This is a genomic window from Oerskovia sp. 140933 (assembly GCF_059651515.1).
On the sequence record NZ_JAMXIO010000015.1, the window covers coordinates 1 to 13,529 of the forward strand.

Genomic DNA, 13,529 nt, shown 5'->3' on the forward strand with positions numbered 1-13,529 from the left:
GGTCGACTGACACCCATCGAATACGAGACGATCAACACCCCTCAGGTCGCACTCGCCGCCTGAGACCATCTGACACCTATCCGTGCAGCAGACCCCACCGCCCAGATCCTGCACACGCTGCGCGCCAACAACTTGTCCCGGCCGAGTCGTCGCGGGCCCAACACCCTGCCCGACGACATCGACCGGCTCCGCATGGCAGCGCTCATCAACCGCCATATCACGACCGTGTAGGCCACCCGTCACCGACAGGCACGCCAGGCCGAGGGCTTGTGGGACGAACTGGCACCCTGGCACTCGACCCCAACCCTGGTCTTCGTAGGAAGTCCGCGCCACGACCGGCGGCGCTCAGCTACCAGAACCTCCTGAGCTCTGTCCAACAAGTAAGCACCCCTGGCGCGGGCCGAGACTTGTTGGCGACGGAAAACGGATCGCATCTCATGAGCGTTGGTGCGAGCAGTGGCTCTGAGTGCCGGGGACCGACCTGGGCGAACGAGCAGATGGTGTGGCTGCGCGTGGAGGACGTGTTCCGGACCATCCCCCGGCGGCCTCCCGCCAGGTTCTGACTGGCTTGTGTGCGGTCACGCCCATGCGCCTAGGACCGTCGGGGAAATCGGGGTAACAGGGGTCTAACCGGGACGTAGCGGCCGGGTTTGGCTCCCCGGGGGAGGTTTTTCGAGATTGATGCCCCCGCAGCCTTGCACGCGCCCACCGTCCAGATCGGCTTGATACAGCGGTTCTCGCGGGGTCGTAGACGCCCGCTGCGCAGGCTCCCCCGGGGGAGGTTTGGGGGAGGTCCAGGAGTAACAAGTTTGCATAAGTGCAGGTCAGAGCGTTGCAGTTTCCTCCCCTCGCGGGGGAGGCGCCAGAGCGGGGGTGTCAACGTTTTGCGCCTCTGACCTGCGGTTTCACTGTGTGCGCCTGGCCAGATTCGAACTGGCGACACCCGCTTTAGGAGAGCGGTGCTCTATCCCCTGAGCTACAGGCGCGCGGGCACGAACACGGCGGATCGGCCCGGTGGGACGCCCGACAGCCTAGCGTCCCGGCCCGGGAGTCTCCCAACCGCGACGCGCTGTCGAACCCGAGCCGGGCCGGGCCCCGGGGCGCCGGTGCGGCCCGACGCGGCGAACCCGAGGTTGGTCAGGCAACCGGCAGCAGCTGCCTGACCAACCTCGGGTTCGGCACCCTCGGGGCCGCGCACCCTCGGCTTCGGCAGCCCAGGGCCGAGCACCCAGCGGTCGCGCGTCACACGGCCGCGAGCGCCTCCGTCGGGGACATGCGCGCGGCCCGCACCGCCGGGTAGATCCCGGCGACCGCCCCGATCGCGAGCGTCGCGACGAGCCCGCCGACCACGACGACGGGTGGTACGGCGACCGGCCAGCCCTGCGAGGTCGCGTACCCCGCGGTGATGCCGACGCCGATCAGGACCCCGGCGGCCCCGCCCAGGAGGGACAGCACCAGGGACTCGACGAGGAACTGCCCGCGGATCTGGCCCCGGGTCGCGCCGAGCGAGCGGCGCAGCCCGATCTCGGCGCGCCGTTCGAGGACCGAGATGACCATGGTGTTGGCGACCCCGATCCCACCCACGAGCAGCGCGACCGCGCCGAGCCCGACGAGCAGCCCGGTGAACGCCTCGTCGGTGGCCTGCTGGGCCGCGAGCGCGTCCGAGGGGCGCGAGACGTCGACCTCGTTGGGTGCCTGCGGGTTGGCCGTGGCTCCGAGGACGGCACGCACCTGCTCGACCGCGTCCTCGCGGGTGCGCGTGTAGATCGTGGTGGGCAGCTCGTCCCAGTCGAGGTACGTCGCCGCCGCCTCGCGGCCCACGAGGGCCCCGAGGTCCATCTCGGGGGCCAGCGGCACGGGGTCGAGGATGCCCACGACCGAGAACCACTGGTCCCCGATCCACACCAGGACGGCCGGGTCCGGGGCCGTGATCCCGAGGCGCTTCGCGGTCGTGTGCCCCAGGACGACGGCGGGGTATCCCGCCGTCGCCTCCGAGAGCCAGGTCCCGTCCGCGACGGTGCCACCGATGGGGTCGAGCAGGTCGAGGTCCGCGGCGTACACGCCGATCCCGCCGGACTCCCCGGTCGGGATCAGGTCCGAGCGGTACGCCTTGGCCGTGAGCAGCGCGACCGAGGTCGCGGTCTCGACGGGTGCGATGCGGCGCACCATGTCGACCGACTCGGGCGGCAGGGTCGCGGCCTCCCCGAACAGGTCGGTCCCGGGTGCGACGCGCAGGAGGTTGGTCCCGAGGGCCGCGAGCGTCCGGTCCAGCTCGGCGCGCGAGGAGCTGGAGATCCCGACGACCGCGACCATCGCCGCGATGCCGATCGCGATGCCCAGCGCCGAGAGGACGGCGCGCAGCGGGCGGGTGCGCAGCCCGGTCGCGCCGACACGCAGGACGTCCGGGGCTCCGAGGCGTGCGGGGCGCAGCGTGGTCAGCACGATGCCTCCTCGTCGGTCGTGGTCGAGGGGGCGCCCAGAGCGCCCCCAGTGCCCCCAGTGCCCCCAGCGCCAGCGCCAGCGCCGGCGAGGACCGTCCCTGCCCCGCCCGGGGCCAGGGTGCCGTCCGCGACGATCTCGCCGTCGCGCATCGCGACCTGCCGCGGCAGGGAGGCCGCGAGCTCGCGGTCGTGCGTGATGATGACGACCGTCGTCCCGACGGTGTGCAGGTCACGCAGCACGTCCATGACGCCGGCACCGGCGGCCGTGTCGAGCGCGCCCGTGGGTTCGTCGGCGAGCAGGAGAGGAGGGTCCCCGACGACAGCGCGCGCGATCGCGACGCGTTGCTTCTCGCCGCCCGACAGCTCGTGCGGGCGGTGGGTGAGGCGGTGCCCGAGGCCCACCCGGTCGAGCGCCTCGGCGGCACGGCGTCGTCGCTCGCGGCGCCCCACGCCCCGGTACAGGAGCCCGTCGGCCACGTTGTCGAGGGCCGGGACCCCGGCCGCCAGGTGGAACTGCTGGAAGACGAACCCGATGCGGCTCGCGCGCAGCGCGGACAGCTCGCGGTCGTCGAGGTCGTCGACGAGGAAGTCGTCGACGAGGACCCGGCCGGACGTGGGGCGGTCGAGCGTCCCGATCACGTTGAGCATGGTCGACTTCCCCGATCCCGAGGGCCCGACGATCGCGAGGAGCTCGCCGCGGTGGACGTCGAGGTGGACGTCGCGCAGCGCGGCGACCCCGCCGGGGAAGACGCGGGAGACCTCGTGCAGGGTCACGACGGGTCCGCCGCCGTCTCCGGGGGCGGTGCCCGGCGTCCCCGTGCCGGGCGTGCCGCGTGGGTCCGGGTGCGCGACGGCGGCTCGCGCCACGGCGACGGCGCTCACGACGGCATCCCGACGACGTCGCCGTCGGTCACGTCGCCCGTGACCTCGACGCTCCCGTCGGCGAACATCCCGGTCTCGACGGCCACGACCCGTGTCGTGGCGCCGGTGACGACCTCGACGCCGTAGCCGCCCTCGGCGAGCGCGAGGAGCGCGGCGACGGGCACGGTGAGGACGTCGGGGCGTTCGGCCGCGACGAACGTGACCTTCACGGAGCCCGCGTCGGCGTCGGTCCCGTCGGGGAGCGCCACCGTCACGGGGACGACGGTCTGGTCGGAGGCCCCGGGCATGCCGCTCTCGTCCTCGACGACCTCCGGGTTCCCGACGGCGGTGATCACGGCCTCTGCCGTCGCACCGCCGGGGAGCTCGACCGTCACGGTCCCGCCCTCGACCGCCCGGTCCCGGTCGGCGAGGTCGAGGTCGACCGAGATCGCCCGGGTCGACGCCCGTGGTCGTGAGGATCTCCGCGGCCGCGGGGTCGCCGACGCGGACCTTCAGCGCGTCGACGCGCACCGGCCCCGGGGCGACGACGACGTCGGCCGGGGCGACCGTGCCGGTCCTCTCGAGCCCGCGGTCCTTCTGCCAGGTCTTGACGGCCTGGGCTGTCGAGCCCGTGAACCTGGTGTCCACGGTGAACCCGGTGTACCCGAGCGCCGCGAGGTTCTCCTCGAGCTGGCGCACGTCGTCGCCCTCGGTGCCGATCCCCAGCTCGCGGTAGACGGGCAGCGTGCCGAGCAGCAGCACGGTCGGGTGCTCGTCGACTTTGAGGAGGGCTCCTCCGCGGTCGACGACGTCCCCCACCCCGGGCAGCCAGGTCACCGTGCCGCCGCCCCCCTCGGCTCCGCCGGCGCCCTGGACCCCGCGCGTGACGGCCTCGCCGTAGCCGAGCGTGCCCTTGACGGTCGTGCGCTGCACGAGCGTCTGGCGGGTCACGGTGGCCGTCTCGGTGGGGCCCGCCGCGGCGGGTGCGGGGTCGCTCCCCCGGCTGAACCCGGTCAGTGCCACGACGACCCCGGCGCCGATCACGAGTGCTCCTGCCACCCCGCCCAGCACGGCCCGGCGTCGTGGGCGCCGGTCCGGGGCGGGCGCTCCGGGCAGGGCGCCGCGGCGGCTCACTCGTCACCGGCCGGCGTGCCCGACCCGATGCTGAGGCCCGCGGGCGAACCGGGCTCGTTGCAGGCCTCCAGGGCCGCCTCGAACGCCTCGAGGTCGTCACCCACGTCCCCGGCCGCGGTCATCCCGCCGTTCGGGTCGGGGTCCGGCATGTCCATGCCCTGGTCGCGCATGCACTTGGCGAAGGCCCGCTGCGCCTCGAGGTCCTCGGGGCTCGTCCTCACGGGTTCGCCGCCGTCGGGCAGGAACTCCTTGCACGCCTCGAACGCCTCGTCCATCTCGTCCGCGGTGCCGGCCTCGACGGCACCCGACGTGACCGCCAGCCCTCCGTCGGCGTCCGGGTCGGGCATGTCGACGCCGTTGTCGCGCATGCAGCCCGCGAACTTCCGCGCCAGGTCGTCGCGCTCGGCGTCGGTCAGGTCCTCGGAGGACGTCCCGCCCTCGGTCGGAGCGGTCTGCCCCTCCCCGCCGTCGGCGCTCGCGACGCCGGGGGCGTCGTCGGGCGTGCAGGCCGCGAGCGTGAGGGCGAGGAGCGCGACGACGACGGCCGCCGAGGCCGGGCGGCGCCCCGCCGCCCGGGCGGTCCGCCCTCGCAGGTTCTGGTGGATGGTCATGATGGGTCCTCACGTCGGTCCGGGTCCCGGGCGCCTCGCACGACCGCCCGGGAGCTGCTTCACGAGCAGTTCACCGGACCCCCTGTGAGACCTCCGTGAGCCGGTCCCTCACAGAGATCTCACAGCCCCCACCGTCATGCTCTTCAGGTGCGGGTGCTGGTGGTGGAGGACGAGGAGCTGATCGCGGAGGCCGTCGCGACGGGACTGCGACGGCTCGCGATGGCGGTCGACGTCGCGCTCGACGGGCACGAGGCCCTGGCGAGGATCGACGTGAACGCGTACGACGTCGTCGTGCTCGACCGCGACCTGCCCGGGGTGCACGGCGACGACGTGTGCCGGGCGATCGTGGCCTCCGAGCACGACTCGCGCGTCCTCATGCTCACCGCGTCGGGCGGCGTGCTGGACCGGGTGAACGGCCTCGACCTGGGCGCCGACGACTACCTCGTCAAGCCCTTCGCGTTCGCCGAGCTCAGCGCCCGCGTGCGCGCCCTGGGCCGTCGCGCCCGGCCGGCATCACCGCCCGTCCTCGAACGCTCGGGCCTGCGCCTCGACACGAGCCGGCACGAGGTCTACCGCGAGGGGACGTTCGTGCACCTGTCCCGCAAGGAGTTCGGCGTCCTGGAGGAGCTGCTGCGCGCCGACGGACGCCCCGTGTCCGCCGAGCACCTGCTCGAGAAGGTGTGGGACGAGAACATCGACCCCTTCACGGGCGTCGTGCGGTTCACCATCAAGCAGCTGCGCCGCAAGCTCGAGGACGCCTCGCTCGTCGAGACCGTCACGGGTGTCGGGTACCGGGTCCCGTGAGACCTCCGCGCGGGATCCCGGCCCGCCTCCTCCCCCGCCCGACCCTGCGGGCCCGGCTCACGGCCGTGTACGCCGGGGCGTTCGTCGTCGCGGGGGCCCTGCTCGTCGCTGTCCTGTACGTCCTGCTCGCAGCGGCCATCGACCGGCAGCCGGTCGACTCGGTGGGTGTCGCCGTGGGCGCCGTCGAGGCCACCGAGCCGGGCCTGTACTCGACTCTCGACCCCTCGCTGAGCGCCGGCCTGGTCGCGGGCGGGACGGTGCCGCTGCAGGCCGCGGAGACCGTGGACCCCGCCATGACCGGTTCGACCGGCTCGACCGGCACGCAGACCTTCGACGACCTGCGCAGGATCGTCGAGGCCAACAACCAGGAGGCCCGCGACCGGACCCTGCGCACCGTGCTCACCTGGTCGGTCGTCGCCCTCCTCGGGATCGGCGTCCTGGCGGTCGGCTTCGGGTGGGTCATGTCGTCTCGCGTGCTCGCCCCGCTGCACCGGATCACGGCCACGGCCCGTCGGGTCGCGGACGACAACCTCCACGAACGCATCGCGCACACCGGGCCCGACGACGAGCTCAAGGACCTCGCGGACACCTTCGACGCGATGCTCGAACGGCTCGACCGCGCGTTCGACGGGCAGCGGCGCTTCGTCGCGAACGCGTCGCACGAGCTGCGGACCCCGCTCACGATCACCCGCACCGTCCTGGAGGTCGCGCTCGACGACCCGGGCACCGGGCGCGACGCGCGTCACCTCGGCACGACGCTGCTCGCCGTGAACGCCCGCCAGGAACGCCTGATCGACGGTCTCCTGACGCTCGCCGCGGCCGACCAGTCACCTCTCGTGCCCGAGCCCGTGGACCTCGCGGAGGTCGCGGCGCAGGCCGGCGCGACCGCGGGGGCCCCGGCCCGGGAGGCCGGCGTCGCGCTGCACGTCGACACCGAACCGGCCCGCACCCTCAGCGACCCGGTCCTGCTCGAACGCCTCGTCCAGAACCTCGTCGACAACGCGGTCCGCTACAACGAGCCCGGCGGTCGCGTCGCCGTCGTGACCCGCCCCGGGCCTGGTGGCACGGTCGAGGTCGCGGTGTCCAACACGGGGCCCGTCGTCCCGTCGTACGAGGTCGAGGCGCTGTTCGAGCCGTTCCGTCGGCTCGGGCGCGACGGCGCCGTCGCCGACCGTCGCGGGGGCTACGTGCGTGGCGGCGTCGGGCTCGGTCTGTCGATCGTCCGCTCGGTCGCGGCCGCGCACGGCGGCCAGGTCACGGCCGAGCCGCGCGAGGGCGGCGGGCTCACGGTCTCCGCCCGGCTCCCGGGCCTTCCGGAGGGAGACTCTGCGGCGGGGCGTCCGCCGTCGGCGCGCGGCTCGACGGCTCAGCCGGGCATCGGGACAGGCATCGGGACCGGTACGTCCGAGCCGCCCTCGACCGTGCGGCGCGCCCCCATCTGGACGATCGCGGGCGCCGGCACGAACCCGCCCGCGATCAGCGCCTCGCCCTGACGGAAGAACGGGGTGGCCGCGAGCAGCTCGGGCGGCGCGAACCCGTAGACGCTCTCGAGCTCGACCAGGTCGGCGGGCGAGCTCATGCGCATGACGATCACGTTGTCGCACTGCGAGAGCACGTTCGGGTGGATCTTCGAGGGTCGCTGCGTCGAGAGCAGCAGCCACAGCCCGAACTTGCGCCCCTCGGCCGCGATCTGGACGACGCGCTCGGTCGTGAGCCGCTGGAGCTGGGTCGAGGGCTCGGCCGAGACCACGTTGTGCGCCTCGTCGATCACGATCAGGCGCGGCGTGCGCTCGGCGCGCGCGGCCCACAGGTCGTCGAGGAGCGCGAGCGAGACCGCGAGCTGCTCCTCGTGCGTGTGCAGGCTCCCGAGATCGACCACGACCGCACGGGGCCCCTCGGACAGGACCTCGCTGACCGACTGCCCGACGCCCGCCCACACGTCCCAGTCCAGGATCCCCAGGTTCTCGACCCGCTGGGCCAGGCGGAGCGCGTCGGGCTCGCCCGTCGCGCGCAGCGCCGAGGGGATGGTGTGCGGGTCGAGCCTGCCCTGGGTCGCGATGCTGCGCGGTCCGGCGGTCCCCCCTGCGGCGCCTCCCGGTACGGAGGCGTCCTCGATCATCCGCAGGAACGTGTTGTACTCGCCGCGGTCGGTCAGCGGGTCGAGCTGGAGCACCGCGGCCTGGCTCGCGGCCTCCATCGCGGTCAGCCGGGCGGTCACGGGGTGGTGCTCGCCGTCGTTGCGCAGGACGCGCACGTCGAGCGCGCGCAGGCGCGCGGCGTCCTGGGGCGACGCGGTCTCGAGCAGCTCGCCGATCCGCACGAAGTCCGAGTTCGGGTCGAGGATGACCATGGGCAGGTCGGTGTCGATGAGGAGCTGTTCGAGCAGCACCCCGAGCGCGTACGTCTTGCCCGAGCCCGACTGCCCGCACAGGAACGTGTGCCGGTTGAACCGGTGCGGCTGGAGCAGGGCGTCGACGTTCCCCCGGACGTGGTGCAGCTCGCCGATCCGCAGCGTCGCCCGCTCGCGCGCCTGGAGCGCCTCGAGGACCCCGGCGCCGGCGGGCGAGAGGTCCTGCGACGTGAACGGGTCGCCGCCCGAGGTCGCCACCGTGCCGTCGGGGCGCAGCTCGCCGAGGACCCGCCCGTGCCCGACGGCGTCGCCCGCCTTGGTCGCACGCGTCAGGACCTGCCCCATGACCAGGGCGGCGCCGGGGTGCGCGGCCGTCTCGGGGAACGTCACCCCGATCGTCACGAAGTCCCCCGGCCCGATGCTCGACGAGCGCGGCAGGCGGTACGTGAACCGCCGCCCGTCGAAGGACTCGGACAGCGTCGTCTCGGTCGTCATGCGGGGCCTCCGGGGTCGCAGGTCGCGGTGCACGACAAGGATCGACCAGCGCGGGCGGAAGCGCACCCGCAGGCGCGGCCCGCCGGGCGGAACCCTGCCCGACGGCGCAGCCCGCCCGCGAGGTCCGTCCCGCCGGGGGCGGGGGCCGGGTGACGTCAGGCGGCCGGCGGCCGCCCGTACGTGAGCACCCGGAACCGGACACCGTCCTGCGAGGTCTGCCAGGCGTCGCCGACCGTCACCGGGACGCCGGTGCGGTCCGTGGGGCCCGCGAGCACCCAGTCGCCGTCCGGCCCGGCCTCGATCCCGGGAGCGAACGCGTCGCCGTCGACCTCGAGGTCGATCTCGGTCACGACGCAGCGGTCCGCGAGCGGCAGGGTCGCGGCGTACACCTGCGCGCCGCCCATGACCCAGACCTGCCCCGAGCCCGACTCCTCGGCGGCAGCCGACGCGAGCGCGAGCCCCTCCTCGACGGACGGGGCGACCACGACGCCGGTGCCGGTGGCGCCCGGGCGGGCGGCGCCGTCGGGCACCCAGCCGTCCTGGCGCGTCACGACCACGTTGAGCCGCCCCGGCAGGGGGCGGAAGCGCACGGGCAGCGAGTCCCACGTGACCCGACCCATGACGACCGGGTGGCCCGTGGTGACGCGACGGAAGTGCGCGAGGTCCTCCGGCAGGTGCCACGGCATGACGCCGCCCGCACCGATCACGGGGCGGCCCGCGGCGTCGCGCGCCTGGGCCCAGATCAGTCCGACGACCGGACGGCTCACACCGCCACCGGCGCCTTGATCGTCGGGTGGTGCTGGTAGCCCACGACCTCGACGTCCTCGTACGTGTAGTCGAACAGCGAGTCGCGCGGGGCCAGGCGCAGCGTGGGTGCCGGGTAGGCCTCGCGGCTCAGCTGCTCGCGCACCTGCTCGACGTGGTTGTCGTAGACGTGGCAGTCGCCGCCCGTCCACACGAAGTCTCCGACCTCCAGGCCGGACTGCGCCGCGACCATGTGCGTGAGCAGCGCGTAGGACGCGATGTTGAACGGGACGCCCAGGAACAGGTCCGCGCTGCGCTGGTAGAGCTGGCACGAGAGCCTGCCGTCGGCCACGTAGAACTGGAACATCATGTGACAGGGTGGCAGCGCCATGCCCCCGAGCTCGCCCACGTTCCACGCCGAGACGATCATGCGCCGCGAGTCCGGGTCGGTGCGCAGCGTGTCGAGGACCTGGCTGATCTGGTCGACGTGCTGCCCGTCCGGCGTGGGCCACGAGCGCCACTGGACGCCGTAGACGGGGCCCAGCCCGCCGTCCTCGTCGGCCCACTCGTCCCAGATCTTCACGCCGTGCTCCTGGAGCCAGCGCACGTTCGAGTCCCCGCGCAGGAACCACAGCAGCTCGTAGACGATCGACTTGAGGTGCACGCGCTTGGTCGTCACGAGCGGGAAGCCCTGCGACAGGTCGAAGCGCATCTGGTGGCCGAACACGCTGCGCGTGCCCGTCCCCGTGCGGTCCGACTTGTGCGTCCCGGTCTCCAGGACGAGCCGGAGGAGGTCTTCGTAAGGGGTCTCGATCGGGCCAGGCATGGTCGGATCCTAGGCAAAGTTTCCACCGTATCGTGAACCGCCACGCGAACGTTCCACACATCGGCCGCTAGGATCGGCGTCTCCTCAAGGGTGAGAAGATCAGCAGCATGACGAACCCCACAGCCGCAGCCGAAGAGATCCCCGCGTCGTCCCCGTCACCGGCGGACGCCCTGTGGGTCGAGCGCACCGGCACCCGCACGTACACCGGCTTCTCCGCTCGCGGGGCGAGCGTGTCGATCGGCCCCGCGAGCGCGGGCGCGGTCTTCACCCCGGGCGAGCTCCTCAAGATCGCGCTGGCCGCGTGCGCCGGCATGAGCAGCGACGCGCCGTTCGCGCGCCGCCTGGGCGACGACTACGAGGTCACGATCCGCGTCGACGGCGCCAAGGACATGGCCGAGGACCGGTACACGGCGATCACCGAGCACTTCGAGATCGACCTGACGGGCCTCGAGGACGACGCGCGCGAGCGCCTGCTCAAGGTCGCGGACCGTGCGATCGAGACGACGTGCACCGTGGGGCGAACGGTCCGGAACGGTGCCACAGTGGAGCACACCTTCGGCCCGGTCGTGGGAGCCGTCGGCGAGTAGCGGGTCTGCCGCAGTCGTCGCGGGTCCCCGCGTCGAGGCGTCGAAGGACAGCCGCCACCACGAGGAGGGAGTCGTCCGATGAGTCGTAGGAAGAAGGACGCAGAGGCCCAGGTGGCCGTGTGGGGGACGTCGGACAGCGTGCGGCCCGAGCCGCAGCGCGGGCGTCTGACCGCGGTCGAGGACGCCCCCGAGGGGCAGCCCGCCGACGACTGGGGCGACCTGCGGAGCACGCCCCTGCTCGACGCAGCCCTGGACAAGGCCGTGACGATCCCGTCGTCGGTCATCCGCGCGCACGTCGACTCGGTGCGCCGGCGCAACCCGCACGCGTCCCCCGCGCAGGTCATCGGGATCCTCGAGCGCGAGTACCTCATGGTCATCGGGGCGGCGGGCGGTGCGGTGGGCGCGGCAGCGGCGTTCCCGGCCGTCGGCACGGGCATCGGCATCGCGCTGACCGCGAGCGACGTCGCCACGTACTTCGGCTCGTCGGCCGCGTTCTCGCTCGCGGTCGCGGACGTGTACGGCTTCGAGGTCGACGACGCCGCACGCCGCCGTGCCCTGCTGCTCGCCTCGGTCCTCGGGGACAAGGGGTCGGAGCAGGTCGAGAGGGCGGCCGCGGGGTCGGCCATGGCGTGGGGCAAGGTCCTCATGACGAGCATGCCGTCGAGCACGCTCAAGAAGGTCAACAAGGCCCTGACGAACAAGTTCCTGCGCACCCAGATGGTCAAGCACGGTGGCCTCGCGCTCGGGCGGCTCGTGCCGTTCGGGGTGGGCGCGGTCGTGGGGGTCGCGGGCTCGCGCGCGCTCGGCAAGACCGTGATCAGCCAGACGCGGCGGGCCTTCGGTCCGCCCCCCTCGACGTTCCGGCAGGTCCTGGAGGTCGTCGAGGTGCCCGACGGCGCCGCTCCCCCGCTGCTCGTCCCCGCACCTGCGGAACGGCTCGGCGTGGTCGACGCACCGGTCCCCGGGGCGGGGCCGGGGGTCGTCGACGAGGCGGCCGGACGTGCGGCCGTCCGGGACGCCCACGGCGGGGCGGGGGCGCCCCGCGGCATCCGGTCGGTGCGTTGGCGCCGACCCGGGAAGTCCTCGTGACCGCTGCCGACGAGCGACGTCCGGCCGCCGGCCGCGTCGAGCTCACGCACGTGCTGCCCCTGAGCGCCGAGCGGGCGTTCGCGCTGGTCGCGGACGTCCGCACGCACCCCCGCTGGGTGCCGCTGAGCCGTGGGACGTTCCACGGCGCGGACGGCTCCACGGTGCCCGCGACCGCGTGGCGGCCGGGGGTGGGGGCCGAGTTCACGATGGTCTCCGGACCGTTCGCCCCCCAGGGGGCGCCCGGGTTCCCCGACCGGATGCGGGTCACGGAGTGGGTGCCGCCCTCCGACGGCAGGGCGGGCCGGGCGACGTACCTGAAGCTCGGGCCCGCGCTCCTCGGGGAGGCGGGGATCGTCGTCGTGCCCCTGGCCGCGCACCACCTGCCGGACGTGCACCGGCGCGAACCGGTGGGCCGCTGCGCCGTGACGTGGTGGGAGGACGTGTATCTCGCGGGTCCCCTGCCGCGGGCCGTGACGGCCCCGTTCGCCGCGCGCGTGCTGGACCTCATGATCCGGCTGTCGCTGCGCCGTCTGGACCGGATCGTGGCGCGGGGGCGGTGACGCTCCGCTGCCGAGAACGGGGTTGAGGCCGGGAACCATCAGGTTCCCGGCCTCGACCCCGTTCTCGCCCGGTCAGGCCTGGTCCGCCTCCAGGTCAGCCGGCGGCTCGGTCGCGGGCTCGGCCGACGCCTCGGCGTCCGCCGTCTCCGCCGGGCCCGCGAGGATCAGGTAGAGCTCGCGGCGCGTGCGCTCCAGGAGCGCGAGCGCCTGGGCGGCCTGCTCGTCGGTGCCCGTGCGGGCGACCTGCCGCAGGGCGTCCGCGACCGACGCGAGCGCGCCACGGAGCTGACGTGCCGGACGGGTCCCGGCGTCGGCGACGTCCTGCCACGGGGTGCCCAGGTCGTCGGCGTGCTCGGTGACGTAGGTGCGGCCGGCGTCGGTGAGGCTGGCGAGCTTGCGCCCGCCCGAGGCCGTGATGGTCACGAGGCCCTCGTCCTCGAGCAGGCTCAGCGCGGGGTAGATCGCGCCGGGGCTCGGCCGCCACGCACCTGACGTGCGCTCACCGATCTCCTGGATGACCTGGTAGCCGTGCATGGGCTCCTCGGCGAGGAGCAGCAGGACCGCGGCGCGGATGTCTCCGCGGCCCGCGCGGCCGCCCGGGCCACGACCTCCGGGGCCGCGGTGCCCGCGACCACGGGGACCGCCGGGGCCGCCTCCCGGTCCGCGGTGGCCGCGGGGACCGCGGCCCTCGAACCGGTCGTCGAAGCGCTCGTCGTGACCGTGGTGGCCGGGGTGCTCCGGGTGGTCCCGGTGGTCGTGGGTGTCGTGACCGTCCTCGGGTCGGCCGGGGCCGTCGGGACGACCACGGCCGGGGAGCCCGGGGCCGTCGGGGCGTCCTCCGCGGCGACCGCGAGGGCCCCCCGGGATGTCGCCGAAGTCCGGGCCGAAGCCCTCCGCGGACGGAGGGAAGTCGTCGCGTCGGCGACGGGTGCGGCCCCCGAAGGGGTCGAGGGCGCCTGCGCGGCCGGAGCGGTCGCGGGGCGGGCGGGAAGCGTCTGGGTGCTGGTGGGGGGTACGCATGGGGATT

At 74.1% G+C, this 13,529-nt stretch carries 13 protein-coding genes, 1 tRNA gene and 2 pseudogenes; 6 read left to right on the forward strand and 10 right to left on the reverse strand.

The window, feature by feature from the left end; translation table 11 throughout:
- Positions 1-913 precede the first annotated feature (913 nt).
- From NHG27_RS09680 to NHG27_RS09695, 4 genes are all read right to left on the reverse strand, one after another.
- Positions 914-986 (reverse strand) — tRNA-Arg (locus NHG27_RS09680).
- Between the two features lie 256 nt (positions 987-1,242).
- Entirely contained in the window at positions 1,243-2,442 is a 1,200-nt protein-coding gene (locus tag NHG27_RS09685; RefSeq protein WP_497016165.1) for an ABC transporter permease, read from the reverse strand.
- Positions 2,436-3,323: an ABC transporter ATP-binding protein gene (locus NHG27_RS09690; protein ID WP_497016212.1), complete on the reverse strand. Its 888-nt coding sequence runs from the start codon at positions 3,321-3,323 to the stop codon at positions 2,436-2,438. Before NHG27_RS09690 ends, NHG27_RS09685 begins: the two co-directional genes overlap by 7 nt.
- Positions 3,320-3,697, reverse strand: a complete 378-nt coding sequence (locus NHG27_RS09695) for a hypothetical protein (RefSeq protein WP_497016214.1) — start codon at positions 3,695-3,697, stop codon at positions 3,320-3,322. Before NHG27_RS09695 ends, NHG27_RS09690 begins: the two co-directional genes overlap by 4 nt.
- Before the next feature lie 77 nt (positions 3,698-3,774).
- Here NHG27_RS09695 and NHG27_RS09700 point away from each other — a divergent pair, with 77 nt between their 5' ends.
- Entirely contained in the window at positions 3,775-4,038 is a 264-nt protein-coding gene (locus NHG27_RS09700; RefSeq protein WP_497016215.1) for a hypothetical protein, read from the forward strand.
- On the opposite strand, the pseudogene NHG27_RS09705 reads toward NHG27_RS09700, so the two are convergent.
- Positions 3,927-4,436, reverse strand: a pseudogene (locus NHG27_RS09705) (hypothetical protein); the annotation flags it as partial. The gene NHG27_RS09700 and the pseudogene NHG27_RS09705 overlap by 112 nt on opposite strands.
- Positions 4,433-5,047: a hypothetical protein gene (locus tag NHG27_RS09710; RefSeq protein ID WP_193720715.1), complete on the reverse strand. Its 615-nt coding sequence runs from the start codon at positions 5,045-5,047 to the stop codon at positions 4,433-4,435. The pseudogene NHG27_RS09705 and the gene NHG27_RS09710, both read right to left, overlap by 4 nt.
- A 147-nt stretch (positions 5,048-5,194) precedes the next feature.
- On the opposite strand from NHG27_RS09710, the gene NHG27_RS09715 reads away from it, so the two are divergent.
- Both NHG27_RS09715 and NHG27_RS09720 read left to right on the forward strand, forming a co-directional pair.
- Positions 5,195-5,851, forward strand: coding sequence for a response regulator transcription factor (locus NHG27_RS09715; RefSeq protein WP_193720716.1), 657 nt, complete (start codon positions 5,195-5,197; stop codon positions 5,849-5,851).
- 461 nt (positions 5,852-6,312) lie between these two features.
- A pseudogene (locus tag NHG27_RS09720) lies at positions 6,313-7,146 on the forward strand (sensor histidine kinase); the annotation flags it as partial.
- A 71-nt stretch (positions 7,147-7,217) separates the two neighbouring features.
- Here NHG27_RS09720 and NHG27_RS09725 read toward each other — a convergent pair.
- The 3 genes from NHG27_RS09725 to NHG27_RS09735 all read right to left on the reverse strand — a co-directional run bounded on the left by NHG27_RS09725 (position 7,218) and on the right by NHG27_RS09735 (position 10,266).
- The gene (locus NHG27_RS09725) at positions 7,218-8,696 is read right to left on the reverse strand and encodes an ATP-binding protein (protein ID WP_227748703.1); all 1,479 of its coding nucleotides are present in this window, start codon (positions 8,694-8,696) and stop codon (positions 7,218-7,220) included.
- Positions 8,697-8,851: 155 nt separating this feature from the next.
- Positions 8,852-9,463 (reverse strand): dihydrofolate reductase, encoded by a 612-nt coding sequence (locus tag NHG27_RS09730; RefSeq protein ID WP_193720718.1) that lies wholly within the window; start codon positions 9,461-9,463, stop codon positions 8,852-8,854.
- Positions 9,460-10,266: a thymidylate synthase gene (locus NHG27_RS09735; RefSeq protein ID WP_193720719.1), complete on the reverse strand. Its 807-nt coding sequence runs from the start codon at positions 10,264-10,266 to the stop codon at positions 9,460-9,462. Before NHG27_RS09735 ends, NHG27_RS09730 begins: the two co-directional genes overlap by 4 nt.
- Before the next feature lie 107 nt (positions 10,267-10,373).
- Between NHG27_RS09735 and NHG27_RS09740 the strand changes: the two genes are divergently transcribed.
- From NHG27_RS09740 to NHG27_RS09750, 3 genes are all read left to right on the forward strand, one after another.
- Positions 10,374-10,853, forward strand: coding sequence for an OsmC family protein (locus tag NHG27_RS09740; protein ID WP_497016166.1), 480 nt, complete (start codon positions 10,374-10,376; stop codon positions 10,851-10,853).
- Between the two features lie 78 nt (positions 10,854-10,931).
- Positions 10,932-11,942: a hypothetical protein gene (locus NHG27_RS09745; protein WP_193720721.1), complete on the forward strand. Its 1,011-nt coding sequence runs from the start codon at positions 10,932-10,934 to the stop codon at positions 11,940-11,942.
- A complete protein-coding gene (locus NHG27_RS09750) occupies positions 11,939-12,502 on the forward strand; it encodes an SRPBCC family protein (protein WP_497016167.1) in 564 nt (187 codons plus the stop codon). Before NHG27_RS09745 ends, NHG27_RS09750 begins: the two co-directional genes overlap by 4 nt.
- Before the next feature lie 72 nt (positions 12,503-12,574).
- Here NHG27_RS09750 and NHG27_RS09755 read toward each other — a convergent pair whose 3' ends face one another.
- The gene (locus tag NHG27_RS09755) at positions 12,575-13,522 is read right to left on the reverse strand and encodes a PadR family transcriptional regulator (RefSeq protein ID WP_497016168.1); all 948 of its coding nucleotides are present in this window, start codon (positions 13,520-13,522) and stop codon (positions 12,575-12,577) included.
- Positions 13,523-13,529: the final 7 nt, after the last annotated feature.